Annotated in this window: 25 protein-coding genes and 4 pseudogenes; 15 read left to right on the top strand and 14 right to left on the bottom strand. The window is 47.4% G+C overall.

All coding sequences use genetic code 11. The annotated features are described in order from the left end of the window. Positions 1–5 precede the first annotated feature (5 nt). Both trxA and dnaG read right to left on the bottom strand, forming a co-directional pair. Entirely contained in the window at positions 6–323 is a 318-nt protein-coding gene (gene trxA, locus HRE53_RS11010; protein WP_235110459.1) for a thioredoxin, read from the bottom strand. A 143-nt stretch (positions 324–466) separates the two neighbouring features. Continuing rightward, positions 467–2,521, bottom strand: a complete 2,055-nt coding sequence (gene dnaG / locus HRE53_RS11005; RefSeq protein ID WP_235110458.1) for a DNA primase — start codon at positions 2,519–2,521, stop codon at positions 467–469. Positions 2,522–3,134: 613 nt separating this feature from the next. On the opposite strand from dnaG, the gene HRE53_RS11000 reads away from it, so the two are divergent. From HRE53_RS11000 to HRE53_RS10980, 5 genes and pseudogenes are all read left to right on the top strand, one after another. Then, positions 3,135–4,265, top strand: coding sequence for an HlyD family efflux transporter periplasmic adaptor subunit (locus tag HRE53_RS11000; RefSeq protein WP_235110457.1), 1,131 nt, complete (start codon positions 3,135–3,137; stop codon positions 4,263–4,265). Between the two features lie 11 nt (positions 4,266–4,276). Next, the gene (locus tag HRE53_RS10995; protein WP_235110454.1) at positions 4,277–5,530 is read left to right on the top strand and encodes an FtsX-like permease family protein; all 1,254 of its coding nucleotides are present in this window, start codon (positions 4,277–4,279) and stop codon (positions 5,528–5,530) included. 3 nt (positions 5,531–5,533) lie between these two features. Then, positions 5,534–5,770: pseudogene (locus HRE53_RS10990) on the top strand (ATP-binding cassette domain-containing protein); the annotation flags it as partial. 61 nt (positions 5,771–5,831) lie between these two features. Next, entirely contained in the window at positions 5,832–7,070 is a 1,239-nt protein-coding gene (locus tag HRE53_RS10985; RefSeq protein WP_235106803.1) for an IS256 family transposase, read from the top strand. 37 nt (positions 7,071–7,107) lie between these two features. Beyond that, positions 7,108–7,557: pseudogene (locus tag HRE53_RS10980) on the top strand (ATP-binding cassette domain-containing protein); the annotation flags it as partial. Between the two features lie 72 nt (positions 7,558–7,629). Here the strand turns inward: HRE53_RS10980 and HRE53_RS10975 are convergent. Continuing rightward, positions 7,630–7,842, bottom strand: a complete 213-nt coding sequence (locus tag HRE53_RS10975; RefSeq protein WP_235110453.1) for a type II toxin-antitoxin system HicA family toxin — start codon at positions 7,840–7,842, stop codon at positions 7,630–7,632. After that, positions 7,839–8,045, bottom strand: coding sequence for a type II toxin-antitoxin system HicB family antitoxin (locus tag HRE53_RS10970; protein ID WP_235110451.1), 207 nt, complete (start codon positions 8,043–8,045; stop codon positions 7,839–7,841). Before HRE53_RS10970 ends, HRE53_RS10975 begins: the two co-directional genes overlap by 4 nt. A 135-nt stretch (positions 8,046–8,180) precedes the next feature. Here HRE53_RS10970 and HRE53_RS10965 point away from each other — a divergent pair. From HRE53_RS10965 to lepB, 3 genes and pseudogenes are all read left to right on the top strand, one after another. Further along, positions 8,181–8,711: pseudogene (locus HRE53_RS10965) on the top strand (ATP-binding cassette domain-containing protein); the annotation flags it as partial. A 218-nt stretch (positions 8,712–8,929) separates the two neighbouring features. Continuing rightward, positions 8,930–9,604 (top strand): hypothetical protein, encoded by a 675-nt coding sequence (locus HRE53_RS10960; protein ID WP_235110450.1) that lies wholly within the window; start codon positions 8,930–8,932, stop codon positions 9,602–9,604. Further along, a complete protein-coding gene (lepB, locus tag HRE53_RS10955) occupies positions 9,546–10,085 on the top strand; it encodes a signal peptidase I (RefSeq protein ID WP_235110449.1) in 540 nt (179 codons plus the stop codon). The genes HRE53_RS10960 and lepB overlap by 59 nt, the downstream gene beginning before the upstream one ends. A 105-nt stretch (positions 10,086–10,190) precedes the next feature. Here lepB and HRE53_RS10950 read toward each other — a convergent pair whose 3' ends face one another. Both HRE53_RS10950 and HRE53_RS10945 read right to left on the bottom strand, forming a co-directional pair. Then, positions 10,191–11,516 (bottom strand): tetratricopeptide repeat protein, encoded by a 1,326-nt coding sequence (locus tag HRE53_RS10950; protein WP_235110448.1) that lies wholly within the window; start codon positions 11,514–11,516, stop codon positions 10,191–10,193. 95 nt (positions 11,517–11,611) lie between these two features. Further along, positions 11,612–12,865: a DUF4331 domain-containing protein gene (locus HRE53_RS10945; protein WP_235110447.1), complete on the bottom strand. Its 1,254-nt coding sequence runs from the start codon at positions 12,863–12,865 to the stop codon at positions 11,612–11,614. Between the two features lie 211 nt (positions 12,866–13,076). Here HRE53_RS10945 and HRE53_RS10940 point away from each other — a divergent pair, with 211 nt between their 5' ends. The 3 genes from HRE53_RS10940 to HRE53_RS34340 all read left to right on the top strand — a co-directional run bounded on the left by HRE53_RS10940 (position 13,077) and on the right by HRE53_RS34340 (position 14,590). Beyond that, positions 13,077–13,643 (top strand): sigma-70 family RNA polymerase sigma factor, encoded by a 567-nt coding sequence (locus tag HRE53_RS10940; RefSeq protein WP_235110446.1) that lies wholly within the window; start codon positions 13,077–13,079, stop codon positions 13,641–13,643. 152 nt (positions 13,644–13,795) lie between these two features. Further along, positions 13,796–14,404, top strand: coding sequence for a cupin domain-containing protein (locus tag HRE53_RS10935; RefSeq protein ID WP_235110445.1), 609 nt, complete (start codon positions 13,796–13,798; stop codon positions 14,402–14,404). A gap of 54 nt (positions 14,405–14,458) precedes the next feature. Further along, positions 14,459–14,590 (top strand): hypothetical protein, encoded by a 132-nt coding sequence (locus HRE53_RS34340; RefSeq protein ID WP_255801378.1) that lies wholly within the window; start codon positions 14,459–14,461, stop codon positions 14,588–14,590. A 2-nt stretch (positions 14,591–14,592) separates the two neighbouring features. On the opposite strand, the gene HRE53_RS10930 is transcribed toward HRE53_RS34340, so the two are convergent. The 3 genes and pseudogenes from HRE53_RS10930 to HRE53_RS10920 all read right to left on the bottom strand — a co-directional run bounded on the left by HRE53_RS10930 (position 14,593) and on the right by HRE53_RS10920 (position 16,893). Next, the gene (locus HRE53_RS10930) at positions 14,593–16,044 is read right to left on the bottom strand and encodes an ATP-binding protein (protein ID WP_235110444.1); all 1,452 of its coding nucleotides are present in this window, start codon (positions 16,042–16,044) and stop codon (positions 14,593–14,595) included. A gap of 48 nt (positions 16,045–16,092) precedes the next feature. Then, a pseudogene (locus tag HRE53_RS34335) lies at positions 16,093–16,215 on the bottom strand (PAS domain S-box protein); the annotation flags it as partial. Positions 16,216–16,260: 45 nt separating this feature from the next. Then, positions 16,261–16,893 (bottom strand): PAS domain S-box protein, encoded by a 633-nt coding sequence (locus HRE53_RS10920; RefSeq protein ID WP_235110442.1) that lies wholly within the window; start codon positions 16,891–16,893, stop codon positions 16,261–16,263. A gap of 343 nt (positions 16,894–17,236) precedes the next feature. On the opposite strand from HRE53_RS10920, the gene HRE53_RS10915 reads away from it, so the two are divergent. After that, positions 17,237–17,797 (top strand): TetR/AcrR family transcriptional regulator, encoded by a 561-nt coding sequence (locus HRE53_RS10915; protein WP_235110440.1) that lies wholly within the window; start codon positions 17,237–17,239, stop codon positions 17,795–17,797. 190 nt (positions 17,798–17,987) lie between these two features. On the opposite strand, the gene HRE53_RS10910 is transcribed toward HRE53_RS10915, so the two are convergent. The 3 genes from HRE53_RS10910 to HRE53_RS10900 form a co-directional block, all read right to left on the bottom strand. Then, positions 17,988–19,352 (bottom strand): tetratricopeptide repeat protein, encoded by a 1,365-nt coding sequence (locus tag HRE53_RS10910; RefSeq protein ID WP_235110437.1) that lies wholly within the window; start codon positions 19,350–19,352, stop codon positions 17,988–17,990. Between the two features lie 612 nt (positions 19,353–19,964). Beyond that, the gene (locus tag HRE53_RS10905) at positions 19,965–20,303 is read right to left on the bottom strand and encodes a hypothetical protein (protein WP_235110435.1); all 339 of its coding nucleotides are present in this window, start codon (positions 20,301–20,303) and stop codon (positions 19,965–19,967) included. A 16-nt stretch (positions 20,304–20,319) separates the two neighbouring features. Continuing rightward, a complete protein-coding gene (locus HRE53_RS10900; protein WP_235110434.1) occupies positions 20,320–21,681 on the bottom strand; it encodes a transthyretin-like family protein in 1,362 nt (453 codons plus the stop codon). A gap of 574 nt (positions 21,682–22,255) precedes the next feature. On the opposite strand from HRE53_RS10900, the gene HRE53_RS34330 reads away from it, so the two are divergent. Genes HRE53_RS34330 through HRE53_RS10890 form a run of 3 tightly spaced genes read left to right on the top strand, consistent with a single transcriptional unit; the run spans position 22,256 to position 24,549 of the window. Beyond that, positions 22,256–22,390 carry a hypothetical protein gene (locus tag HRE53_RS34330; protein WP_255801375.1) on the top strand — a complete coding sequence of 45 codons (135 nt, stop codon included), beginning with the start codon at positions 22,256–22,258 and terminating at the stop codon, positions 22,388–22,390. Positions 22,391–22,399: 9 nt separating this feature from the next. Continuing rightward, entirely contained in the window at positions 22,400–23,467 is a 1,068-nt protein-coding gene (locus tag HRE53_RS10895; RefSeq protein WP_235110432.1) for an Ldh family oxidoreductase, read from the top strand. Beyond that, the gene (locus tag HRE53_RS10890) at positions 23,464–24,549 is read left to right on the top strand and encodes a sugar MFS transporter (RefSeq protein ID WP_235110431.1); all 1,086 of its coding nucleotides are present in this window, start codon (positions 23,464–23,466) and stop codon (positions 24,547–24,549) included. Before HRE53_RS10895 ends, HRE53_RS10890 begins: the two co-directional genes overlap by 4 nt. Positions 24,550–24,591: 42 nt before the next feature. Here HRE53_RS10890 and HRE53_RS10885 read toward each other — a convergent pair whose 3' ends face one another. Both HRE53_RS10885 and HRE53_RS10880 read right to left on the bottom strand, forming a co-directional pair. Continuing rightward, positions 24,592–25,368: an ATP-grasp domain-containing protein gene (locus HRE53_RS10885; protein WP_235110430.1), complete on the bottom strand. Its 777-nt coding sequence runs from the start codon at positions 25,366–25,368 to the stop codon at positions 24,592–24,594. Beyond that, positions 25,368–26,168: a class I SAM-dependent methyltransferase gene (locus tag HRE53_RS10880; RefSeq protein WP_235110429.1), complete on the bottom strand. Its 801-nt coding sequence runs from the start codon at positions 26,166–26,168 to the stop codon at positions 25,368–25,370. Before HRE53_RS10880 ends, HRE53_RS10885 begins: the two co-directional genes overlap by 1 nt. Positions 26,169–26,255: the final 87 nt, after the last annotated feature.

Raw genomic sequence — 26,255 nt, 5'->3', positions numbered from 1 at the left:
CTGGGCTAGAGTAAGGGCTGTACTCGACTGACAATATCTTCTGGCGGCAAGACCCCTTCGATCCGTTCTACGGGCTGACCATCCTTAAACAAAACGAGGGTCGGCAAAGCGTGAACATGATATTCCGTTGCCAGCTCTGGGTAACGCTCTGTGTCAATTTTGACCACCTGTACCTTGTCTTTCAACAGAGCGCTGACCTGATCCAGGATGGGCACTAACATTCGGCAAGGCCCACACCAAATTGCATAGAAATCGACCAGTAATGGTTTATCTGATCCAGCTAAGAGCTCGGCAAAATTTTTGTATTGCTTTTTCGTGGCCATAGGAAGAGTCTACGTAGGCATCTCCTCAATCCTAGCCCCAGAGTTTAGTCATCGGCAGCGATACCGTCATTCATTTCAGGTTTACAAACATTCTGCTGCAAATCTCGATCTCAGGCTTGCAGCGTCCCTAAAGTCTCTTGCCTTTAGTTCAAATTGAGCTGGGGATTTTCCATCAACTCACTGAAATCATTTAGAGCTACACAGCGTTGTTGATCCAGCTGTTGCAAATAGCGCTTTTCTTGGTAGTACAGCCGTTTGATTTCATCCAGCTCTTGCAAGCAAAAGGATTCTTCCTCTAGTAAACTCTGGGCCTGTTCCGATTCATCCATCAGCATTTGTTGCAGATAGGTGTTGAGGATTTGCCGCTGGCCCAGTTCTTTTTTCGCAGACTTCATCGCCGATTCCCACATTTGTAGCAGATGCCGACAGCGCTTTTCACAAGCAATCCGCTCTAAGCTGGCTGCAGCTGCCCGAATCGAGAGGTTGGGTCGGAGAATATCCAGTTCCGTTTTTTCGTTGAGCTGAATCAGGTGGTAAACCTGCTGAATTTCTTGCGAATACTCGGTACACAGATCCTGCACCACGGCGATCAGATCAAAGGCAGGGGAGTCAAATTCAGCATGGACGGGCTCTAGCTTGGCTTGATCCTCTTCAATGGCTAAGATTTGCCGCCATAGAAACCGATGGTGGGAAAAACTAAATTCAATATCCCGCTGCTTCATGGCGTTGTGAATATCTTGCCGAAACTGTGGTCGATGCAAATAAATGCGAAGGATCTGGGCTTCAGCTGCTTCCCGCAGGGTGTAGTCTGCAGGCCGCTGCCATTTTTGGGATCGCCCATGCCAGCGCTGGCCGCGAACCTGCTGCCGTAGGGCTTCTTCTAGCTGCAGGGCTAGGCGAGAATCCCCCTGACTGAGGAGCCCCGCACAGCGATGGGTATAGTGGGTGCGCAGGGTGGCATTGGGCAGCTTGCCCAAAATAGCCGCAATCGCTTCCGTTGCCGCCTGGAACTGCTCGGCTTGCTGCAAATCGCGATCCTTGAGGGCTCGCTGGATTTGCCAATCTAGCCAGAGAGGAGAGGTATCGAGTAGATCTAGATAGTCTTCTGCGGTGTATTCCTGAAGATATTCATCCGCATCTTTGCCATTGGGCAAATTCAAGACCCGGAGCTGCACTTCCCCCCGATAGGCTTGATCTTCCACTTCGGTAATGGCTCGCTCTGCGGCTTTACCTCCGGCAACATCCGCATCAAAGTTAAGGATGACCTGCTTGGATTCGGTATAGCGCAGCAACTGCCGCATCTGATCCAAGCTCAGGGCTGTTCCCATAGAGGCGACGGCATTGGTGATGCCCACGGAATGGAGGGCAATCACGTCAAAATAGCCTTCGACCACCACCGCCCGATCGGCTTTAACAATGGTTTGACGGGCTTTATCAAGGCCAAATAAGAGTTTGCCCTTGTTAAAGAGTTCCGTTTCTGGGGAATTGAGGTATTTGGGTTCTTCCCCCGTTAAAGTCCGGCTACCAAATCCCACCACCCGACTTTGGGCATCGTGGATCGGTATCATTAAGCGATCGCGAAATCGATCATAGAACCCACCCCCAGACTTGCGAGGCAAAATCAAGCCCGCCTGCTGAACTAAATCAGGGGTAAAGCCTTTCTCTTGCACCAATACATCATGAAGGGTACTCCAGCCCCCAGGGGCATAGCCCAGTTGAAAGGTTTGAATGGTGTCATCGCTTAGCCCACGCTGGTCACGAGTATAGCGGAGGGCAGATAGACCTGGGGGTTGGCGGAGGGAATGTTCGTAATACCGACTTGCGATCGCAAGAATTTCATACAACTGCTCACGCAAGGACAGCTTGCGGGCCAGCTTTTTCTCTTCATCCTTGGCCAGGGTTTGAATCGGTACTTGGCTGCGCTGCGCCAGATCCAGAACAACTTCCCCAAAGGACCGCTGCCCGATCTCCATCAAAAACTTGATGGCATTGCCCCCAGCCCCACAGCCAAAGCAGTAATAGAACTGTTTTTCCGGGCTGACGCTAAAGCTGGGGGTTTTCTCATCGTGAAAGGGACAGCATCCCACCATGTTGCGCCCCTGCTTACGCAAGCTGACATGCTCGGAAACCACATCGACAATGTCTGTGGCTTGGCGAACCTGCTCAATCGTATCGGGGTGGAGGCGGGGGGTAGTCATTCAAGTTGAGAACGCAATTTGACACCCATTCCGTAGCAGAAGCGGGAAGTTGAGGCAGTGAGGATATTAAAAGTTGGACATCAACAAAAGTGATCTTTCTACGGCAAGATCAACAGGGATTAACACTTTAAACTAAGAACATTACCTACTAGTTCAAGCATACTATTTTATGATTCCCTGTTAGAGCACTCGGTTTAGATTTTAGCAGTTTATTTCTGAGGTGCTGAGGATTATTGCAAAGGCTTATCCCTTGCTCCTAAACTACTCCACCTACTCCAAACCCTCTCATATCAAAGCATACAGCCAGCCTGAAGATTCTGCTTGCTGTATTAAAGAGGATGATCCAATTGAGATGACAGCTCATCAGCCCTGGGGCGCAGCAAACGTCAATATGAGTTAATTTTCTAGCCAATTTTGCAAGAACCTGCTGTTCTTCTAGGCAAAGCACCAGGTTTCCATCGAGTTTTCCAGCATTCTTATTGGCATACTCAATCAACTAAAGAAACAACAACTTGAGAATGTAAGTCTACAATTGAAGCAAGTTGCTTGATGCTTCATTGACTTAGAGGTATGCATGACGGTCCCAGGAGCAAAGCGACGAGACTGCAAACAGATGATAGTCATCCTAGGAGCCTCATTCTTGATGAGTTCCTGTGGATTACTGCAAGCTCAACCCACCCCTACTCCCACTCCCAAAACCATTAAATCCAACCGAGTGGTGGCTCGGGGCAAGATTATTCCTGAATTTGGCGTGATCAAGGTATCGGTCTCCAATGCTGAAGACAGTCGAGTGAATCAGCTTTTGGTCAAAGAGGGAGACCGCGTGCGCAAGGATCAAGTGATTGCCACCCTCCAAGGGGCCGATCGGCGGCGAGAGGATTTGAAAGCCGCGCTAGCTAACGTCAAACTGTCACAAGCACGTCTCATCAAAGCTAAACAAGGGGATGCCAAACCCGGTGGCATCGCTGCCCAGCAAGCTGTTGTAATACGGCTGAAAACTCAACTTCCTGTCGAGATTAAACAAAAAGAAGCCGAGATTGTCAGTGCTCAAGCCTCTTTGCGGGAGGCAGCACTGACCTACCAACGTCGACGACAACTCTATCAACAGGGGGCCATTAGTCGGGCAGAAGTAGACACCGCTCGCGAAGAATTTGAGACCACTCGCGCCACCCTAGCGGCCCAAATTGCTTCTTTGGAGCAAACCGTCACCACTTTAAAAGCACAAATCCAAGAAGAAAAGGCCCGGTTAGCCGAACTCCAGCAAATCCGTCCGATTGATGTCACCATTGCTCAAGCCGAACTACAACGGGCCTTAATTGAAGTGGAGCAACGGCGGGCAGATTACGACGACACCCAAGTTCAAGCCCCAATTCCCGGACAGATTCTCCGGATCAATACCAAAGTCGGGGAGCAGGTGAATACCCAGCTTGGCATCGTTGATTTAGGCCGAACAGAGCAAATGTATGTCCTGGCCGAAGTGTATGAAACCGATATTACCAAGATTAATAAAGGTCAACGAGCGACTATTCTCAGTGAATATGGTGGATTTAAGGGAGAAATTCAGGGGGTTGTGGATGATGTTGGTCTCCAGATTGACCCTCGCACCTTGTCCACAGGAAATAACAATCCAACCACGGATGAAAATGCCCGGATCGTGAATGTTTCCATCCGCATCGATCAGGACGATAGCCCTATTGTCGCTGGCCTTACAAATATGCAAGTCAGAGTCACGATTGACCTCTAGGAGACAACTAGATGAAATGGGGACAACTCCGAAATTTAACGGCTGAACGCCCCTTGGCTTGGGCACAGCTTTCCCATAAAAAGGCTCGTTTGGCCGTCGCCCTGACGGGGGTAGCCTTTGCCAATATTTTGATGTTTGCCCAACTGGGAATTCGGGCAGTGTTGTTTGATGGCATTACTTTGGTTCATGAGAATCTCCAGGGCGATCTGTTCTTGATGTCTTCCTACTCTCGGGCGTTGGGGTTTCAGACCTTTGCGCAGATTTATCTCTACCAAGCCAATGCGGTTCCAGGTGTGGCTACAGCCTACCCCTTATACATCATGGGACGGGTAGACTGGATCAATCCTGAGCAACTGCCCGCCGAACATCCTATTCCCCCGGAGTTGCTGTCTCCCCCAGGCCAAGCCAAGTCAGACAATAAAGAGATAGACATCTTCCCTGATAGGGTCAAGATTCTGGCCTTCAACCTCGCTCAACCTGCCTTTACCCTGCCTGAAATCAATCAGCAACTGGACAAGTTAAAAGAACCCGATACGATTCTCTACGACCGGCTGTCTCAGGATGGCTTGGGACCTATTCCAGCTTTAATCACTCAAAAACCACAGCTGACAACCGTAATGGGGAACCGTCGCACTCAAATTGCAGGCTTGTTTACGTTGGGAAGCACCCTATTCACGAAAGGTCACGTCATTATGAGTGACTTAAACTACTTAGCCCGCAACGGTCCCGAGAGTTTAGACAATATCAGCTTAGGGTTAGTAGGTTTAGATGCAGGGGCTGACCCATTGCAAGTACAAACGCAACTCCAACAAGCTTTACCGTCGTCTATCCAGGTGTTGACCCGTGAGGAACTGATCCAGAAGGAAGTGGCTTTTTACGAAGCGGATCCGAGTGGTATTGTCCTTAATTTTGGGGCGATGATGGGCTTTGTGGTGGGGGTAATTGTGGTGTATCAGGTGCTCTATTCAGACGTGCTGGAACATCTGCCCGAGTATGCCACCTTAAAAGCGATAGGGTTTGCTGATAATGCTTTGCTGCGTGTTGTTCTGCAGGAAGCATTGATTTTGGCGGTGTTGGGCTTTGTGCCCGGATGCGTGGCATCCATTGGGGTGTATAGCCTGTTGAGTTCTCTAACGAAAATCCCCTTGAGCTTGCGTCCTGATGTGATGGCACAGGTGTTTATTTTGACGATCGTCATGTGTATGGGGGCGGGGGGAATTGCGACCCAGAAGCTGCGCCAAGCTGACCCTGCGGATGTGTTTTAACCGATGGACCCGATTGTTTCGATTCGCCATCTAAATCATGCCTTTGGCAAAGGGCAGTTGCGGAAGCCTGTGCTTAAGGATATTAGTCTGGATTTAAATCCCGGTGAGATTGTGATCCTGATGGGACCGTCGGGGAGCGGAAAAACCACACTTTTGACGCTGATCGGGGCGTTGCGATCGCAACAGGAAGGCAGCCTCAAATTCCTGGGCCAAGAACTGTTGGGTGCCCCCAAAAAAAAGCGAGACTGATCAGAGTTTTGTGTAAGCGGTCTAGAATCCAAACACACCAGGAGACCGCATCATGTCTAGAAAGAAACAAGTACCCAATCGAGTTGATGAGCTATTGGATGAACTCATTGGAGAGAATCCACAGCCAGAGGATATTCTGGGCGAATCAGGACTGCTCAAACAACTCAGCAAACGCCTAGTGGAACGAGCCTTGGCAGGTGAATTGACTCATCACCTGCATCAATCCTCCGTCGATGAGCGTTCTCATGGCCCTAGAAACAGTCGCAATGGTTACTCGAAAAAGACCGTCCAGACTGAACAAGGAGAGATGGACCTATCGATTCCTCGCGACCGTTGCAGTGAGTTTGAGCCTGTCCTCGTGCCCAAAGGCCAGCGACGTATCGCGGGACTCGACGAGAAAATCATCGCCTTATATGCTCGTGGCATGACCACTCGTGATATTCGAGCTCAATTGGTGGAGCTGTATGGGGCCAATATCTCTGAGGGTCTGATTAGTGACGTCACCAATAGTGTCATGGAGGAGGTTAAAGACTGGCGCTCAAGACCATTGGATGAGGTGTATCCGATTGTCTATCTCGATGCCCTGTATGTGAACATCAAAGTCAATGGCCAAGTCAGCAAGCGAGCCGTCTATGTCGCGCTAGCGGTAACTGTGGAGGGAAACAAAGAGCTGTTGGGATTATGGATAGGGGCTGCCGAGCGGGAGGGAGCAAAATTCTGGCTTTCAGTGCTCACAGACCTTAAAAACCGAGGCGCTCAGGATATCTTGATTGCTTGCTGTGATGGTCTCAAAGGCTTTCCCCAGGCGATTGAATCGGTCTATCCCGATACTCAAGTTCAAGTTTGTATCGTTCATCTCATTCGCAATAGTTTGCGCCATGTGCCTTGGAAGGAAAGTCGAGCCGTAGCTGCAGACCTCAAGCCCATTTATCAAGCGGCCACTTTGGAGGAATCTGAGGCTGCCTTGGATGCGTTTGCCAACAAATGGGACCAGACGTATCCTGGCATCAGCCAAATCTGGATACGGCATTGGGATAATATTGCTCCGTTGTTTAAGTACCCAATGGCCATCCGAAAGGTTATCTACACCACTAATGCCATTGAGTCGCTCAATCGCTCACTGCGAAAGGTGATTAAGACCAAAGCTGTCTTCCCGAATGAAGAGTCTGTCTACAAATTGATGTTTCTGGCGATGAGGAATATCTCGAAGAGATGGACCAGACCAATTTTGAATTGGAAGGCGGCACTGTCCCATTTTGCTATTCTGTTTCCAACACGATTCAACTATTGAATACGTTACGGCTTACACAAAAATCTAAACACTCTCAAAAAAGCTGGTCAAGCTCCGTCAGCAGATTGGTTTTATCTTCCAATCCCATAATTTGTTGGATTGTCTGACGGCTCAAGAGAATGTCCGCATGTCTTTGAAGCTGCATACTCATCTATCGGTGGAGGAACGTAAGGGGCGTGCGATCGCAATTCTCGAATCCGTGGGTTTAGGAGAACATGTCAACTACCATCCCGCAAGTCTATCGGGGGGACAAAAACAAAGAGTTGCCATTGCTCGCGCCCTCGTCAGCTACCCCAAACTCGTCCTCGCCGATGAACCCACTGCTGCCCTTGATAGCAAAACAGGTCGAGATGCCGTTGAAATTATGCGAAAGCTGGCTCAAGAAGAAGGCTGTACAGTCATGTTGGTCACTCACGACAACCGTATTCTAGATATGGCAGATCGGATCCTGCAGATGGAAGATGGTCAGCTATTACAGACTGACTGATGCCCATTGTTGCATTGACGAAGAATGATTGAGTGTTGAATCTGCTAGTCTTTCTGCAAATTTGACATCCCATTAAATGTCACGAGGCTCAAGTCCAGTTTTCTTAGAAATCCGTGCCAGCATGCGAGGACCAATTTCTTCTCCGTCATGGAAAGCGAATACAAAGTCTGGCCAGCCGTCACGGGAAAGAATACGGTGAGAACCAGATTGACGTTTAACGGTCCAGCCAATTTTGAGTAGGGCTACCAAGACTCTCTTGGATTTAGTGCTTCCCCACTGACTCATGCAGCGTTAAACGTAACACTGACCAATTCAGGCTCAGTTTCACCACTTTCAATACGTTCAGCAAGCACCCTGAGTGCCAAAGCCTTTACTTTAGCTTTTGCTTCTTCTGGGGTTTGGCCATAGAGCATTACTCCAGGTAGGCTTGGAATCTCTGCAATCCAACGCCCATCTTCTTCTTGCTCAATTTGGATATCAAAAATCATGGCTGTAGCCACTCAATCACTATGCCTATAGTAACAAGTGCAGCTTTCACAAAGCCTGACGAATAAGTCCACCAAGTGACAACGAACGACTACTAACTTCGCCTCCCTTGTTGACGGCCGCTCCGATGCACCGAATCGCAACAGGAAGGCAGCCTTAAATTCCTGGATCAAGAACTCCTAGGAGCACCCAAGAAAAAGCTGGTCAAGCTCCGCCAGCAAATTGGTTTTATCTTCCAATCCCATAATTTACTGGACTGTCTGACGGCCCAAGAAAATGTCCGCATGTCTTTGAAGCTGCATACTCATTTGACCTTGGAGGAACGTAAGGAGCGTGCGATGGCCACAGGCCGGTTGGAAACCATCGCAATCCTCGAATCCGTCGGCTTAGGCGAACATATCAATTACTATCCGGCCAATCTATCCGGGGGCCAGAAACAAAGAGTCGCCATTGCTCGCGCCCTCGTCAGCTACCCCAAACTCGTCCTCGCCGATGAACCCACCGCGGCTCTTGATAGCAAAACAGGTCGAGATGCCGTTGAAATTATGCGAAAGCTGGCTCAAGAAGAAGGCTGTACAGTCATGTTGGTCACTCACGACAACCGTATTCTAGATATGGCCGATCGTATTCTCCAGATGGAAGATGGTCAGCTATTGCCCTCAGACTGATGCCCATTTTTGCGTTTACGAATAACAATGGCATATTGAATCTGATAATCTGCCTGCAAACTTCACATCCCACTCAGAAACATCTGCTCCAGCAGACTCACTTCCTAGATGGTGTTCAATAACGGATACCCCTTATCTAACTGCACAATTTCTTCATTCGAAAGCATGCCCATGAATCTTATACTTTGACCTAAGTTAGCCAGTATTTGGAGGAGAACATGCTTGATAAAGAACCAGAGACTAGCGGTAAGCCATCCTCCAAAGAGCCTTGGCTCGCAGTCAATTGGTCGATGATTTTACCGGGATTAGGACATCTTTATGCTGGCAAACCCTTACAAGGGTGGGGCATCATTGTTACGTACTTAGCCCTATTTGTGCTGTCCCTTGTCTCAGTCATTACGGCCCAAGAGACTGGGCTGATCGGTTTTGGTGCAATAATCCTATTCCTATTATTGGGGTTTGGAAGTTGGATCAGTGCCTATCGAGCTGCAATTCGCACCAACGATTCAGCATTTGAAAATCATCGCAAAACGCTCAAAGATCCTTGGCTTGCCGTTTTCCTGAGCCGTTTTATATTAGGCGCTGGCCATCTTTATATGGGCAAATGGATTCTAGGCTCAATTCTAATTGTGGCTGAAATCCTAACTTGGATTTATGCTCCGGGGTTCGTCTTCTTGGGGCTGTGGTTTGTGTTACCCTTTGTCGCTAACCATGCTTATCAAGCTGCCTCAGATCAACGTAAAAGCAGCAAAAAATATCATATTAAAATTATTTCTACTGCTGATTATTGCCCCGATCGCCCTATCTGTCATATTCGCCCTCGCTATTCGTTCATTGATTGTCGAAGCTCGGTATATTTCATCTGGCGGAATGGAGCCAACTCTAAAGATTAATGATCGTATCGTTGTAGATAAAGTGAGTTATCTCTTTCAAACTCCAAAACGAAGAGATATTATTCTGTTTAAACCCACTCAGGCATTAAAACAAGGTGGCTTTGAGAATGCTTTTGTCAAGCGGATTATTGGCATCCCAGGTGATGTAGTTGAGATTAAACAGAATGTTGTCTGGCTTAATAATCAACCCTTGCAAGAGCCTTACACAATGTCGGGAACGACAGAGAGTCCAAGCCCCGAAACTTGTCGTTCCAATTATGTAACGATGGACGTAGAAAGCAGGCCCATTGATCCGCCTATCCCCATCTATTTATCCCAACCTCAAACGATTCCTCCCGATCACTATTTGGTATTAGGAGATCACCGGGCTAATAGTCTCGACAGTCGATGCTGGGGGCTGGTTAAACGAAGTGAAATTATTGGCCAAGCGACCAAAAGATTTTTCCCATTTAACCGTATAGGTCGTTTGGATAAAAAGTAGTTGTTGTCGATAGGTTGTGACTATTTTCTGAAGCAGATTTTCACTGTCTCCATTGTCATACTTTCCCAGACCTTGATTGCCATTCATCTAGATCTAGAAATCACCTTATCCTCCCAAAGCCAATAAGGATCTTGCTCGGGTATCGAAATTGGGGTCTATCGCTAATGCCTTTTGAGTATAGACATCGGCTTGAGGCTGATTGCCTAGGGCCGCTTCTACTAAACTGGCTCGATAAAACAGACTGGCATCTTGAGTGCCGAGTGCGATCGCATCTTGCAATACGCTCCGGGCCTCACCATACCGTTCCAACCGCGACAATGCCCAGGCCAAAGTTTTCAAGGTCTCAGAATCGCGGCGAATGTTGACTTCCGTCTGCATCAGGGTCAGTGCTTCCTGCAAATCGGCTTGACGACCTCTCGCCAACAGTAGCTTCGCCAAATCCCGACGATGACCAAAATGATCCAGATCCTGATGATCGCGAAACTCATGTTCTGCTTCGGCCCAGAGTTGATTGGCTTCAGCTAATTTCCCTTCTAAAACTCGCAGTTGGGCGAGTCCCTGCAGAGCCACATGGTCTTGTCCATGAGAAGCTTCTGGATGCTGGAGTAAGTGCTTGTAGAGGGTTTTTGCAGCACCATAATTGCCTTGGCGGGTTTCTAGTTCTGCTAGTTTGACCTGGGCAAAGGAAGAATGGGGTTGCAGATGTAAGGCCTCTTGATAGTACTGTTTCGCCACTGGCAGTTGACCTCGATGGGCATGATAGCGACCTAGTAATGTGCGGGTCCAGGCGGCTTGAGACGGTTGATCAGGTTGTTCCAACGCCAAGGCCTGTTGAAAATCTTGGAGAGCTGCTTGATCTTGACCTTGAGCGACTAGCACCAAAGCCCGGAGGGTATAGCTGACCAAAGTCGGGGCTTGCTCCACCAGTTGATCGGCGACTTGTCGCGCTTGAGGAAGCTGTCCTTGGGCCAACTTGCTGGTAACGATAATTGAGAGGGCTTGCTGATGATTGGGATTTTCCTGCAGGACTGCCTCGGCGAACTGTAGAGCTTCCGCAAACTGATGCTCAGCTTGGGCCACTTTTGCGAGAGCAAGCTGGGCTTCGAGGTTATTGAAGGGTAAGTTAGCCAAAGACTGAAGCGCTGTTTCTTCTGCTTCGTGATACCAGTGGGTGTTACCAGTGGAGGTCGCTAGCTGCAGGTAAAGGGTAGCAAGAGCGGCACGGTCCAATCCATCTTTGGGATTGGCTTGAATCCGATTTTGGTAAAAGGCAATCTCGCGACGAAGGGCATCCGTTACCGAATGCTCGGCGGTATGGGTATGGGATTCACCTGCTTGGGCGGGCTGGTCAACGCTCATCCCCAGAACTAGGGTCAACGTAACTCCTGAGAGAAAGGAGGTACGGGACCATTTCCAGATATTCAAAATCATTGCAAAACCTCATGGTGGACAAGTAAAACTTTCATCCCTTGCGAGCGAGGGCCGAGAGATCCGCAAAGGATGAAAGCAAGCGGCTCTAGGAAGACTTAGTTGGGAAGAGCTAGGTAAGGAAACTGGGTTTGGAGGGGACTGTGGCCTTGGGAGGGATTGCCAGGGGTGCCGTCGTAGGAAACGTTATCCGTGGTGATGGCCCCGTTGGTCAAAACACTCAGGGTGATATCTATCACGTCGTCTTTGAGTAAGCGACCACGAATAGGACTGCCTTTACTATTCAGAGCATTGCCATAACCACTGGCATCCGTGGTATCAATCCGCATCACGTCGGGCAAGAAGGCTTGGAGCAAGGTGGTAGTACGCTGGTCATCGTTGCCAATGGCTTTTAGAGTTTGAGCGGCTTCACTGACGATAGGACCTGCAACTTTCGCAGCAGGCTTTTGTCCGGCTAGGGCAGCCGCCTCAAAGTCAGGACCGACACTATTGAGAGCATTGAGGAAAGCATTGGAAACAATCAGCCCTTCGTTTACTGCTGGACGAGCCAAGCGTTCCACCTGCCGATATTTGCCGCCTTTGCCTCGAACAGAGATGGTTTGCCAAACGTCAAAGGTGGTGTTGGCAGACTTGTTTTGAAGGAATTTGATGGGGATACGAACTGCGATCGCATTTACGTTATACCCGGTGGTAAAGTCCACAGCCTTGTCAGGGTCCCGGAAGCCCACCGCAGGACCTTTGCCTAATGCGCCAGCCCGGACCCGGAAAAACTGCTCCACATCAAAGAAGAAAGGATCTTCTCGTAGTCCCGCAAAAACGGAGAAGTTCTGATCACCCATGGGGACTTGGGCCGTGTGGGGTTTGCTATTTAGGGGGGTGGTCACCGCCTTGCCTACATGGGAACTGCCATCTCGAATTGTGGTGATTTTGATGGTCTGCGTCTGATTGGGCTTGGGTTTACTAAATTCAAACCGCAGCGTCACGTCTGGCTTGCCCGTGGGGGTAGCGTCGTTATCGGTTGTACGAGCAATATGGAATTCGTAGCGGGCCTTGTTATTGAAATAGTATTGCTGCCGCGCCACTGAGCGGGGGTTGGTATTCATAATCAGAACCAAATCATCGGTGGAGGCGTTGGGATTTTGATCGCCTTCCCGGAACACATACAAGTCAGTCAGATTCAGATTGCGGCTTTTAGTGTTAGTTTCACCATCATCATGATCCGAAGCCAAGGTAACGGGCGCAAAACTGCCCAAGGTCAGGCCCATTCCTAAAACAACGCCACTGAGCTTTAATAAGGATTTAGCCGAGAAACGGCGGGTTTTTGCCTGATTTTGACGAGGGTTCAATAGCATGTCTATCTCCTGCGAGTACATAGATGCGTTGACAGCAACCAGAAAAGGCTGCAAATTGACTGATAATAGGCAACAGAAGCTTGTCCGCCCTCGGGCAGACTTCGCCATCAACATCCTTTTATTCAGCAATCTGTAGGGGTATACGCTAGGGGTTGGTGATTGGATCTGTTTCTCGAAAAATTTGTTGGAATCAAGTGAGTTTAAATCGGGGATGACCGTCCAAAACACCAGTGAGGACTTGGTTTTAATCCACCAAGTGGCTGAACATAATCAAGGGGCACTCTCGACCTTGTATGACCGATATGCGGGTATTGTTTATGCGATCGCATACAAAATGCTAGGGTCCGTCGAAGAAGCCGAAGAAGTCGTCTTAGATGTCTTTGATCAAGTCTGGCGCACCGCCTCTAAATATGATCGCAGCCGCAGTCGAGTGGATAGCTGGCTATTTATGCAGGCCCGCAGTCGTACTTTAGATCGTCTCCGCAAACGACAGCGACAGGCCAAGGTCGTGGAAGCGTCCACGGTAAACGCCCCCATCGAGTCTGACACCAAAATGGCCTTGCCTGAAGAACATGTCCTGATTCAAGAGCGGCGCGCCCTCGTCCAAGTCGCTATGGCCCAAATCCCCCCCGAACAACAGCAAGTCATTGAGCTGGCCTATTTTCAAGGGTTATCCCAATCAGAAATTGTCAAACAAACAGGCCTATCCTTAGGCACCGTCAAAACCCGAATTCGGTTGGGCTTAAGTAAATTACGTGGCATTCTCGATCAACGATAAGGAGCAAAAACGCCAGAAATATACCGATAGATAGATCCAAAGTCTGATTGACAACGTAATACTGGTATAGGCTCTTTATCAACTCATCTCAGCGAATCCGCTTCGCCCCTCTCTATAAAGCATCTCCATCAACCACAGGCTAAGATGTAGCTATGAATCACCCAGCCCCACAATCCAATTCTGAAGAGCTTTCTAACTGGGCGGCCTTGTCGGCAATGGGTGCCTTGGATGATGCGGAACAGCAGCCAGTGGCAAAATATTCAGCCGAGGAACTCGCACCTGAAATTGCCGGGTTTGAAGATGCGGTATCTGCGATCCCATACAGCGTTCCAGCCATACCCATGTCACCCAATCTCAAAGATCGGCTGTTCCAGCGCATTGACGCCACAACGCTCAAAGCATCTGAGCTTTACCAGCTCATGTCTACACCGATTGATGAACTCATTGAGTTATCCACCCAAGTGGAATGGCAGGATCTAAAGGGTCCGGGTAAGTTTAAGCATGCGGTGTACCAAACCAACACCCTCCATCGTGAACTAGCTTTCTTTGTGAAGTCTGACCAAGAGGGACTATTTCCCAAACATCATCACGCAGCCGGAGAAGAAATCTTAGTTTTGGCTGGTGATCTAGTGGTCGATGACCAAGTGTATCAACGGGGTGATCGGATTATTTCTGCCGCCGATACTATCCATCAGCCTTCTACCCGCAACGGCTGTCTCCTCTTTTGCATGGCATCCATGGACAATCAGTTTGTCTCATAAATCTATCCATTTAATCTTGATACCATCTGCATATCTTTTAGCTGTTTCCGACCTGTGACTTCTAAGGCTGATCGAGGGGTGAGCAAACCCATCAGAGATGGCGCATCGGTTATGGCTGTTCCTCAAAATCGCTATGCATGGTCCATCAGTTTGATGGTACTCACCCCTCCCTTTAACTTGCCGTGATTCTAGTTCGTTATGGATCTCAACGCAGCCTGGGCCTTCTCCATGATGGTGTCATATTGATAAGTGGTGATTAAATACTCCAGTGAAGATATCAACGTTTGTTGAGGTTGGGGAATGTCTTGAAGCAAACGACCCAGGCTATCTTCATCCAACCGAATTGCAGCATCATGGAGCTGCTGAACCCATGCTGGCGACATTAGAGCTAAGGTCTTGGCAGTGAGGGGAACAGGGGCTAGGGAATGAACAGAGTGATTTTGCGTTTTATAGTAGTAAGTAATGTCCAGATGCTGAGCCATTTTTTCAAAAATTTGGGCTGCTTGATAGGGTTTACGGACATAGTCATCACATCCGGCTTTCAGGGCCTTTACCTCATCTGATTCCAGGGCTTGAGCGGTTAAAGCAATAATGACCGGTGGATTGGGATTATTAGCCTTAATGAGCTGAGTCGCCTCTAGACCATTTAAGAGGGGCAATTGTAGATCCATCCAGATCAAATGAGGCTGCCACGTCTGGTTCAGATCTAAAGCTTGCTGACCATTCTCGGCTTCAGCAACCTCAAACCCAACGGCTTCTAAAATCATGACGAGGATTTGGCGATTATCAGGATGATCTTCCACGACGAGGATCCGATAAGGGGTTTGATTTTCTACTAAACCCACAACCGTAGTTTGCGATTGTTGGGGCGCTTGTTGAGTCTCGCCGGGTTCAACTTGAATATAAAAACTGACACATGTGCCTTGGCCTTCGACACTGTCTATTGTGATTTCTCCCTGCATCAATTTGATAAATCTTTGGCAAATGGATAACCCTAACCCCAAACCGCCAAACTCCTCACGGGTTAAAGAGTCTTGGATAAAAGGATCAAATAGTTTAGGCAGCAACTGTGGGGAAATGCCTGGGCCCGTATCTTGGATAGTGAAACATAAATCATGGGTCACCGCTTCCGGGGTAGACGGTCGCCAGTGCACCAAACATTCAACACGGCCCTGCTCCGTAAACTTGAGACCATTTCCAATCAGATTGATCAAAATTTGCCGAAGTTTTTTGGCATCGGTTTTCACAAATTGGGGAATATCTGAATCCAGGTGAATGTGAAACAGAAGATCCTTAGAGGTCGCCTGAATGGCAAATAAGTCTTGTAGTCCCTCACAGAGATGGGGGAGATTCACATCTTTAATCTCATAGGTGAGGATGCCTGCCTCAATTTTGGACAAGGTGATCACTTCATTGACTAAAGAGAGCAGGTGTTCCCCACTCCGATGAATCACATTAAGGCTCGATTGCTGATCGGGGGCAATCCGACTATCTTGCAGCAAGAGTTGGCTAAACCCCATAATCCCGTTGAGAGGGGTGCGAAACTCATGACTCATATTGGCTAGAAACTGACTCCTAGCTCGATTAGCAATTTCTGCCGTTTCTATCGCTTGTTGTAATTGACTCGTACGCTCCAGCACAAGCCGCTCAAGATTAGTGTTGAGTTGCTGTAAATCAGCGACTGCGTGTTTGCGTTCAGAAATATCTTGTATTTGGGCAATGCAGCATGTGCAATGATCTTGCGGTCCATCTAATCGAGAAACCGTGAGGGATACCCAAACATAACTCCCTTGTTTATGGATACAACGCAGTTCTAGAGGATAGTTGTCTATCTCTTTAGCGATCAGCCCTTTCCGCTAACGGCTCTCGATCTCTCGATCGTTAGGATGAACGATCGTTGATAAGGTCAGGGAAAGTAACTCAATGGGAGCGTAACCCAACAGCTTTGATAGAGAGTCATTGACCCTAATGCACTGTCCATCAGGGGAGACTAACGCCATGCCAATGGCCGCAAAATTGAATGCTGCGGAGAATCGGGCTTCACTGACAAACAAAGATTCTTCAATCTCTGGTTGGCTGGAGATATTTTTACCAATTCCCAAAAAACCGATCAAATTTTCGGCGTCATCATGCAAGGCTGTAACAGATAGACGCACCAAAAAACGACGTTTATCTTTGCAGATATAGGTCCAAATATTCTCATCCGCGATGCCCAAGCGAGCCTTGGCGACAAAGACTTCGCAGCCTGGTTCAATAGGGCACCCCAATTCTATAGAGAGCTGTTGGGCTCTTTGTTCTACTTCATAAGGATCATGGATAATTGCAGGGGTAACCTTGCCAATCACTTCTTCAGGCTCATAGCCGAGTTTGCGAAGGGCCTCACCATTAATGGTCTGAATAATCCCATCCAGATCCGTGGAAATAATAGTGAAGTCAGCACTATCTAGAATGGCTTGCTGCCAAGCAAAAGATGGTAATTGTTCCGCCATAGCTGAATTTCTTTCCCCCGTGATCTGAGCTGCTCACAGGCCTTTATCACTAAAGCCCGTAAACTCAAGCCCACCAAAGACCTCAGCATATTCAATCGATTAGAAAGAAGAATCCTAGCAAATTCTGCAAATGCCAGACCTACCATCACCGTCATATCTATTCGAGACACGATAGGGATTGGAGACAACCTTGTATTTGCTAATTTTTAAGGAATCTTGTCTAAAGTAGTGAATACGCCGTCAATCCTAAATACTCGGCTAATCCATCTAACGCTCGTTAGTCAAACCGTATCTAATACTCGCCTGGTTTGTCAACCCTGGTTGGACGTTAGATAATGAATCTATGACTCGCCCCCATTATTCTGAAAAAGCTCTCGAAATTCTTGATGCCGCTGAAATTCGAATGCGTCGAGGTGGCTTTGATGCCGTTAGCTATCGGGATCTTGCAGCCGATGTGGGCATCAAGGGATCGAGTGTTCATTATCACTTCCCTAAAAAGTCCAATTTGGGCAAAGTAGTCGTAGAACGCTATACCGAACGCATCCTTACAGCCCTCGGTGCCCCTGACGATCCGCAGGAAGACGTGCAAGACCGCATTCATCGGCTTTGTCTGATCTATCAGGATGCCTTGATCGAGGATGGAGTCCCCTGTCTATGTTGTGCATTAGGCTCTGAGACGTTAGATCTGCCGTCTCCAGTCGCTGAAGCCGTCAATCATTTTGTAACGTTCTTGATGGATTGGACAACCATTGCCTTAGGACAGAACCATAGTTCTGCTGCCATGGCCCGCCATATTATTGGCGCATTGCAAGGAACAACGCTTTTGGTACTGGTTATGAAACAACCTGATCTATTCCAAGAGACAGAAACAGTCTTATTGAAATTGATCGCAACGGAAGTTTAAATTTTACTAACGACCTTATCCCTACCAAAGTGGACATTTCAATCAAGGACAGGGAGATAAACAATAGAGCGATCGCATCGTGTCTGCCACCGATACTATTCATCAACCTGCCACCCGCAACGGCTGTCTCCTATTCTGCGTTAATCAGTTTGTGTCTTGAGTAACAGCCTGTTGCAAGTAGATGGCATCGTTAGGCTTTGGCATTCTCCTGCTTGGCATCTCTAGTTGCTGAGAGCCGTTCTTGCGCTTCAGCGACCCATTGATTCACTTCTGGTTGTGTCTCCAAGACAATTGGATTTTTTTGGGCTTTAATCAGACACTTTTTCCAATCGGGTAGTGCTTTTTGCTTCTCATTCTTCGCTTCAGATAATTTAGCCAGCATACAGAATGAATCAGGTGCTTTGGGTTCCATACGGGCGGCCTGTTTGAGATAATTCTCAGCTTCCGAGAAAAACGTTTGATTTAACCGTGCCCACCCTAAGTTCTTGAGAAGGTTATATTTCAGCTGTTTACTCTTTGGCGTCACCTCATTTCCCTGTTGTTCTAGCTTCCGTAACCCTGCCTGCAATAGCGGAGCCGCTTTACCATACTCTTCATCGACAATATCCAGCTCAGCCAGATTGTTATGAGCCTGGAGCCAAATCATCAGATCATCGCAATGGTCAGCATTGGCAGCATTACAATTTACAAGGTCTTTCTGGGTCACCACGAGTTGGTACTGTGCTTTCGCGTCTTCAAGCTGCTGCAAATCTTCATGGACCAAGGCCAAATTGAAATGAGCCTTGGGAAAGTCTTGCTTCAGCGCAATCGCCCGACTAAAGTCTTTACGAGCACTGTCTAACTTGCCATTCTGATAGTGAGCTTCACCATTCTGGTTGGCCATTTCCGCAAATCCAGGCAATGCAGAATGGATGCCTGCCAAACTTAAAACCAGGAGCAGGGCGAAGGTAAAACTCGCCTCCTGCCAATAGTGCTTATTGATCCGTAGCCGACTGAGAAGACGCTCATAGGCTTGTCGCCCCGCTTGAGTTAAAGCTCCTCCACCCGCAAGCAAGGCTAATAGGCTTTGCCCCGAGATCACTAACGTTGAGCCTAAGTCGATGCCACCCGAGAATAGACGGGTAGCAGTATCGGTAATTAAACTGGCTGAGATAGTCAACACAACTAGTGTTCCAGCATTAAACAGCCAATCATATTCGTTCCACCAATGCCTGGGTTCTGGAGCCCTGAGAAACCACCACCAAGAGGTGCGGGGCGGATGAACCAACTGCTGCCAAGCTTCTAAATCAAGGTGAGTGGCAATCAAGACCTCATATTTTTTGAGATAGCAATCTAAATCAGCTAGCCGCAATAACTGCTGTGAACTCAGCAAGGATCGCTCTGTCATATGGACCTGGATCTGATCACGACAGGTCAAAAGATTGAGAATTTCTTCGGGCTTAAATTTTGCCTTGGGGCGATCAAAGATTTGCAAGCTGATGCGATACTGATTCAGTAACATATTGAACTCAGATAACTGAGCAGGCTCGTCAATAGGCACAGTATTGGTATACATCTTTCAATCAGAATTTAATAACAGCATTCAAGATTCAGGAGCAATCAATTTATCTACCAAAAGCTGGAAATTATGCCATCAGCTCTTGCAGGAAATATTGTTTTTATCATAAAAAATAAGCGAGAATATCTACAGTGAGTCTGGTCACTATTACTCATAGAATCTAATGAATTATTGAAGAGTATAATTAGCAAAGTATTTCGCTTAAAATACTTTTGCAAGAAAAAATATTTAATGATATCAGATTTTTATTAGTAGTTTTAATGCTTTTATTTGATGGAATAATTCTATCTAAATACTGATTTCTTGAATATAAGTAACGCTTGTTATTTTATTTTATAAAAAACACATGGTAGTGACGTACAAACACCCATATTATTCCGAAATAACTGATGGTTTTACTTGACATTATGGTTGGATAACTGTCAGGAAGCCTTTTCTAGGGTACGGAAGGGGTGACATTGCTGATTCGACTAGATTCAACCACTTCGATATCTTAGGTTTGGGAGAATTGACCAACTCTAAGGCTATACTGCTCAAGCCTAACTCTCATTCCAGTCTGCGATAGACAGGCTATAGATTAGAGAGTTAGGCCCAAGATATTCCTATGATTTAGATATTGATTCGCGATCGTAAATCTCGCAAATCATAACCAAGTTCTTCAAAGTTTTCACGCTCTCTCTTCAGAATTGCAATAAATTCTCTAGGAATATCGTTTTCTTCATTCTTCGTTAAATATCCATGCTTGACATCTACTAGAATATTGACGATAAACAGCTGAAAAGCAGCATCTTCAACAGAGTAATCAAGTGCTAAGCGAGCATAATCAATTTCTCCCCCATAATTAGCTTGATTATCATTTCGCCAATCATGCCAAATCGTTGCATGATAAATCGCGTAAGCACAGGCTTGTTTGAGATTCTGGATATCCTGGTCACCAGGATGAGTCATCGTTTCTGTGATAGGACTAATCGCTTTTTTGATTCGCAGGCCTATCAACACTAATTTCATTATTATCAACATACTGTTCTCCATCTGCTATGGATGGAGGAACAAATGGAACACTGTGATTGACTAGATCTTTTGAGAAATAGTAAATTTCTTTCCAATCTAATTTTATTTTGTCTTCATACAGTGAAAAGAACTTATCGACGTATTCATTCAGAATATTCCAATACAGATTCTGAATCTTTGCATAAGAGTGTTGTCCTGTAGTATTCACCTCATTTCTGGGTGACCAGCTCTTCCAATTACATTGACCCAGATCATCTCTCATTACATCAATTAAAGATGCTGAGTTAAGGGGGGAAAGGGCTAATACTCCTTGCTCCCCAAAGATAATATCTTTCCCAAATGTGTTAATTGCGGAAACACCCTTTAAATGGGGATGGAGTAGTTTCAGGATTGGACTTTTTTGAATATTCCGATAGAGGGAGATAGCATACTGCCCTACATTTAAATGTCCTCTGCCTAAATGCCCCTTAACCTGTCCATCAATAAATTCAGCAATACGGAAATACAGCTTAGCTTGTTCCCACTTTGCCCCTTCTCCAGGTTCAGCCGAACCATCCTCAACAAATTCAGGAGGGAAAGACGCAATTTTTCTGAGCTTCCATTCAATTTTTTTGGGAATAAGATTACGATTAGCATCTTTCACCATTGTTAAATGCACACTAGGTGCTTGGTGAGTTTCATCCCATCTATATTGATCTAAGTTGTAGCGAACATGAAATTGCCCATTGCCATCTTGGGTCAATAGCCCTGGCGCAAAACCATTTAAGGTTGCATCAATAAAGAACTTATCTCCCCTAGATGCATCATTCTGAATGGTGCGATTGTCCGGAAAAATGGTTTGTGCTGCTTTGATTGAATTCTGTTGTCCAGCATCTCGTCTTTTCAGACTCCATGGGACTGCTTTGAGCAGTATTTTACGAGTCTGTGGTGCGACAAAGTTCTGGGGAGAGGCAAAAATACCTGCTCCTTGGGAGCGTATTAGTGGCACTGCATAATCAGGATCATATCCCCAATCAGCAATCGAAATTGGCCCAAAATCATAATCTCCTTCTACATTCCTGGGACCATCTTCCTCGTAGATCACATGAGGCTGACTTTGATAGTCCAAGCGGATAACCTTAACGGTTAGATCCGGGGTGTCACCAGCATCATCCGTATCATATTCAATGTTGAACTCACCATTATCATTGGTTCTCCCTGAACCGACTAGGTCATCTAGCCCAAAATCTCGGTCCCAAATTTCAATTAATGTATCTCTAAATGGTGATTGATCAAATTGTCGAGAAATTTTGCCGGAAACAGTTTGCTTAACCATGATAGGAGGCAGTAGTTCTACATATTACTCATCATTTATATTCATGGGTTTTATGCATAATTATCAATAATTAATACGTTGGAGTTGCTCTAATATTTCATAGGAGATCGCTATTTTTTCAAGCATAAGCTTGACAGAATATTTGGCCAGCTCGGGTCAGATTAGTAATCATTGAATCATCACCTAAGGTTTATGAGCACTGAGCCCTAGACTCCAGCGGTGACAAGTCGTGGTCAGAATTAGCTTAATGAAGTGTGCATAGGTCAGATTTTGTGATTGGGCGATTTGAGCTAGCGATCGCAAAAAATGTATCGTCGCATCAGCCTTCACATCCACTAAATAGTCTTACCCCTGTTGATCCATGCGAAAGTCAGTGACTGCATAGTCCAGAAGCTGCAAAGGATTCATCAGCTTCAAGGCTGTAAATTGCAAGGACTGTAAGTTCGCATCGGCGGCAGCTTGGTGCTGATGCGCATTTGCCAGAAGTGAGGAATCTAGGCCAAGGTCGCTAGTACATTATCAAGACGGCGGGTACTGGATACCCATTTCTTTCACTATCTCGCTAAACTCTGAGGTGATCCAACCGTTAACTGTCCCCGTAGATGGAACTCCAGACTGGCGGGTACGCACTCAGCGATGGGTCAAACAACCTGAATCACCAGAAACCCTCACCTCCCAGGCCGAAGATACCTACCAACCCTTTGTTTAGCGAACCTATATGCCTTCATCTATTCAGGTTTCTGCCTCTCAACTTCGCACTTTTCTCACCGCTGTTTTAGCCAACTATCCCCTACAACCAGAGACTGTCACCGCTATCACAGACCATCTGGTTCAAGCCAATCTATGGGGGATGGATTCCCACGGTGTGCAGCAGATTATGGGGTATGACAAAAGTCTTCGTAGTGGTCGAATTAATCCTCAGCCCAAGTTACAAATTCAGACGGATCGCCCTACCATGCTTCGTATTGAAGCCGATCGGGCTCCTGGCCAATATGCCGCCCAAGTCGCCATGGAACAGGCGATCAAACAGGCTCGTGAAATGGGCATGGCCGTGGCTGGAGTCTCAAATAGCAATCACTTCGGCATGGCTGGCTACTATACGCGCATGGCCGCAGCAGCCGGGATGATTGGCTTTGCCACCAGTGACACTAATGTGGTGGATTTAGCCCCCTATGGCGGTAAAGAGGCGCGGTTGGGCAATAATCCTTTTTCCTGGGGTATCCCTAACGGTGAAACGCCTATCGTGTTGGATATGGCAGTGGGAACGGTTAGTGGCGGTAAAATCAAGCATTTCGGCTATCAGGGACTTCCTATTCCGTCAGAATGGGGGTTAACAGCAGCAGGTGAGACCACCTCGGAGGCTCAATCCGTAGCCGTCAATCAAGCCACTTCTCCCAAAGGAGCAGGCATGGCTCTGATTGCAGATTTGCTTTGTGGTCCTTTGTTAGGGACGGCGGCTGCTCTATTTAAAACCAAGTCCAGACATGATCAAATGAACGGTATGGGACATTTTTTCGGGGTGATCGATCCGTCCGTCTGGTCTGACCCAGAGGAATTTGCGGAGCGTGTGGGGGATGCGATCGCAACTCTAAAACAAACCCCACGCCTCGACCCCCAACAGCCCATCTATTTCCCCGGCGAGTTGGAAGTTGTTACAGAGCAAACGCGATCTCAACAGGGCATTCCTGTGCCCTATGCTCTCATTCAGGATTTGGAGCATCACTTTGGCTCAGACTTAGTGACCCAGTATTTGACGTCTGACCTCTTACTGTCTCAACACTCTTGATCGAATCCAGCTCTTCTCCAACCCACCCCCGAGGTCGCTTAACAGCAGCTGGATTTATCGGCCTGTATCTCCACGGTATTGTGGTCGCCATGCCTGGTGCCTTTCTGCAGCAGTGGACCGACACCTTTGGCGCAGGTGTCAATATTGGCCTTTTTTACACCCTCTTTTTGATCAGCAGCTTAGGGGGGTTAATCTGGGTCTCTCGGCAAAAATATCGCCATCCGGTGTTCACTTTAGCCTTTGCTGCCATTGGGATCGCCTTTATCGCAGCAGCTTGTGCCCCTGGATTTGGGTGGATTGGTGGTGCTGCCCTTCTCCTAGGTTGGGGGGACGGCATTCTCAACTTCCACTGCAATAACTTGGTCGGAGAGTTACACCCTCGCCGTAAAATCACCGTCTTAAATTGGGCCAATGCTACTTTTGGCGTCGGTGCCCTCAGTGCCCCATTAATTAGTGCAGTATTGCCCTGGCGCTGGGCATTTGGCTTAGTAGCCATAGGTGCTATTCCGGCAAGTGCTCTGGCATGGCAAGCACCCTCCGTTCAAAATTTTCAACCTCGCCAAGATCGAGTTCAGTGGAGCATCGCTTGGCCTTTTCTGCTGGTGATTTTGCTTTATGTCGGCTTGGAAAGCTCGATTGGCACTTGGAGTGGCTCTTACCTCAGTAGTATCGGGTGGAGTAAGGGCTGGCAAAGTGCTTTGCTCTCTGCTTACTGGGGTGGTTTAACTCTAGGCCGCTTAACATTAGGGGTTTGGGTTGGCCCTCGCCCAGTGCAACGGTTACAGATGTTGTTTTTGATAGGCTTAGTAGCCATTGCACTCACGTTTTTCTCTAGTTTCGGCTTTCTGTTTCCAGTTGCTGCGGTTCTCTATGGCCCTACATTTGCAACCATATTTGCTCTCCTGCAAGAGCGTTGCGGCCATGTAGCTTTAGGCTATATGTTTTATGCTGCCTATCTAGGCAAAACCTTATTCCCTACCGCTTTGGATCAAATTCCTTATCCCATCGATCTTCGCCTTGGATTTCTCTGTCTTGCCTTACTTCTCTACTTCAGTAGCCTTTTACTGAAAGGTAAATCATAAAAGGCGATCAACACAGGGCCTCTTGCAAATAGGCGAGAAATCCTACCAATTGTCTTCTTGAAATCTTGAAACTCTATCTACAAGCCTTGTGACATCAGATAAGTAAAATCGACTCCAGTTAAAACAGTTGCATTCAATAATGCGCCACTGCCGATCAACCCGCCCAATATCCAGGACAAAGACATCAGCCGGGGTCCAGCGCGCAATACACTGAGCTGCAAAATCTACAAGCTCTTGAGGTAGAAAGGCTTCTGCAGTAGGGCGATACATCGATCCTGTAACCACCTCACCATTTACAACAAAAAGTCGCCATTCTGCGTCCACTTCATACCACTGTCCAACCACAACATTTTCTGACTGGTGGTGAGGTGCATCTAAAAGTTTTTGATGCATGTGTCGAATGTCTTCATAGCGAGCAACGCAGCCAGTAAATGCCTTGAGATCATCAGGAGGTTTGATAAAGAACGCAGCAGACGTAGCAGTCGCCATTTTCAACAATGATGACCAGTCAAGCACCTGAGCATCGTAATTGAGGTAGGCATTACCAAAGCCTTTTGTGTAGGCAGCATGAGTAAAATTCTGAGGGTCGTAGAAGACACCTTTATGACATTGAGCATCTTCCCTTGCTCGGAGAATCAGCGTCGTGACACCGTGAAAGACAAGGGGTGGATCAACCTCAGACAGCTCTGGTAGATGCTTCTGCCCTGGTTGAACCATCACTGGATAGAAAGGCTGCTCCAATTGCTCGCAAGCATCTTGCAAAAGCGATACAGAATCAGATTTAGGAATGTTGGATTGTACAATCCAAGTCGTTTTCACTATGCCTGCAGTTTCTGAGCAATAACGCCTACCGTCGCATAGTAAATCGCCCAAGCATTTGGATCTTCTGCAAATCGGCCATAATGATCGATGTCTGCCTGAGTCACTGCACCCGTTGCAATATATTTCTCCGCCAACTGTACAGTAGACATTGCCATCATGGTCGCGATGCCCGAACCACCTTGAGAGAGATGAGTATCCACCTCTACAGAGAATGACTGCAAATCATAGGGTTGTAATAGAGCAGGCAACTTAGCACCGAGGCCATAATCCATCCCCCTCGCCGTAAACATCTGCTCAATAGCCCGGTTCACATTATTCACAGACTGACAAGCAGAGTCTTCACCTGCAATGGCCCTCGCAGCCGCAAAGTCAGGTTCCTCTAAAACAATCCATCCACCCGGTTTTACTAAATCCAACAACCTCGATAGCACTGCATGAGCATCGGGATTATGGACCAAAACATAGCGGGCATGGACCAAATCAAATGAATGTTTTTCTAGGGGAAGATGCTGGATATCGCCTTCCAAGACCTCAACATTACTGGATTCAAGATTAGCGACAAATCGGGTATCTAGATCAACCGCAACCACCTGGCCACTTTCTCCAACTGCGCCCGCCATCCATTGTGTGATTGACCCCGCTCCTGCCCCAACTTCCAAGCATCTCCAGTTCGTCGTTATGCCTGTCGACTGCAATCGTTGATGGCTGGTTGGATCAAAGATTTTTTCAATGGCCTGGAGCCGCTCTAGTTCTTGAGCATATTGAGTCTCAGTGAAAATGTAGTTAGCCGTTGACATTTAGTCCTCCGCTCAGCCATCTAGCTCTAGATAATCCATGAATCCACTGGGTGCACCCATAAGCCGTATCTCTTGCCCGCCCATAAG

The sequence above is a fragment of the Acaryochloris sp. 'Moss Beach' genome (assembly GCF_021497025.1).
Lineage (GTDB): Bacteria > Cyanobacteriota > Cyanobacteriia > Thermosynechococcales > Thermosynechococcaceae > Acaryochloris > Acaryochloris marina_A.
The sequence above is the reverse complement of the archived record's forward strand: the minus strand, read 5'-3'. Positions and strand labels throughout refer to the sequence as shown.

What these genes read in the sequence shown, in the direction of transcription:
- HRE53_RS10915 (WP_235110440.1), top strand. Translation starts at nt 17,237, where the DNA reads ATGACTCGCCCCCATTATTCTGAAAAAGCTCTCGAAATTCTTGATGCC.
- HRE53_RS10950 (WP_235110448.1), bottom strand. Translation starts at nt 11,516, where the DNA reads ATGATTTTGAATATCTGGAAATGGTCCCGTACCTCCTTTCTCTCAGGA.
- HRE53_RS10985 (WP_235106803.1), top strand. Translation starts at nt 5,832, where the DNA reads ATGTCTAGAAAGAAACAAGTACCCAATCGAGTTGATGAGCTATTGGAT.
- HRE53_RS10995 (WP_235110454.1), top strand. Translation starts at nt 4,277, where the DNA reads ATGAAATGGGGACAACTCCGAAATTTAACGGCTGAACGCCCCTTGGCT.
- HRE53_RS10940 (WP_235110446.1), top strand. Translation starts at nt 13,077, where the DNA reads ATGACCGTCCAAAACACCAGTGAGGACTTGGTTTTAATCCACCAAGTG.
- HRE53_RS10935 (WP_235110445.1), top strand. Translation starts at nt 13,796, where the DNA reads ATGAATCACCCAGCCCCACAATCCAATTCTGAAGAGCTTTCTAACTGG.
- trxA (WP_235110459.1), bottom strand. Translation starts at nt 323, where the DNA reads ATGGCCACGAAAAAGCAATACAAAAATTTTGCCGAGCTCTTAGCTGGA.
- HRE53_RS10900 (WP_235110434.1), bottom strand. Translation starts at nt 21,681, where the DNA reads ATGGTTAAGCAAACTGTTTCCGGCAAAATTTCTCGACAATTTGATCAA.
- HRE53_RS10970 (WP_235110451.1), bottom strand. Translation starts at nt 8,045, where the DNA reads ATGATTTTTGATATCCAAATTGAGCAAGAAGAAGATGGGCGTTGGATT.
- HRE53_RS10960 (WP_235110450.1), top strand. Translation starts at nt 8,930, where the DNA reads ATGCTTGATAAAGAACCAGAGACTAGCGGTAAGCCATCCTCCAAAGAG.
- dnaG (WP_235110458.1), bottom strand. Translation starts at nt 2,521, where the DNA reads ATGACTACCCCCCGCCTCCACCCCGATACGATTGAGCAGGTTCGCCAA.
- HRE53_RS10895 (WP_235110432.1), top strand. Translation starts at nt 22,400, where the DNA reads ATGCCTTCATCTATTCAGGTTTCTGCCTCTCAACTTCGCACTTTTCTC.
- HRE53_RS10880 (WP_235110429.1), bottom strand. Translation starts at nt 26,168, where the DNA reads ATGTCAACGGCTAACTACATTTTCACTGAGACTCAATATGCTCAAGAA.
- HRE53_RS10975 (WP_235110453.1), bottom strand. Translation starts at nt 7,842, where the DNA reads ATGAGTCAGTGGGGAAGCACTAAATCCAAGAGAGTCTTGGTAGCCCTA.
- HRE53_RS10905 (WP_235110435.1), bottom strand. Translation starts at nt 20,303, where the DNA reads ATGACTCATCCTGGTGACCAGGATATCCAGAATCTCAAACAAGCCTGT.
- HRE53_RS10910 (WP_235110437.1), bottom strand. Translation starts at nt 19,352, where the DNA reads ATGTATACCAATACTGTGCCTATTGACGAGCCTGCTCAGTTATCTGAG.
- HRE53_RS10920 (WP_235110442.1), bottom strand. Translation starts at nt 16,893, where the DNA reads ATGGCGGAACAATTACCATCTTTTGCTTGGCAGCAAGCCATTCTAGAT.
- HRE53_RS11000 (WP_235110457.1), top strand. Translation starts at nt 3,135, where the DNA reads ATGATAGTCATCCTAGGAGCCTCATTCTTGATGAGTTCCTGTGGATTA.
- HRE53_RS10945 (WP_235110447.1), bottom strand. Translation starts at nt 12,865, where the DNA reads ATGCTATTGAACCCTCGTCAAAATCAGGCAAAAACCCGCCGTTTCTCG.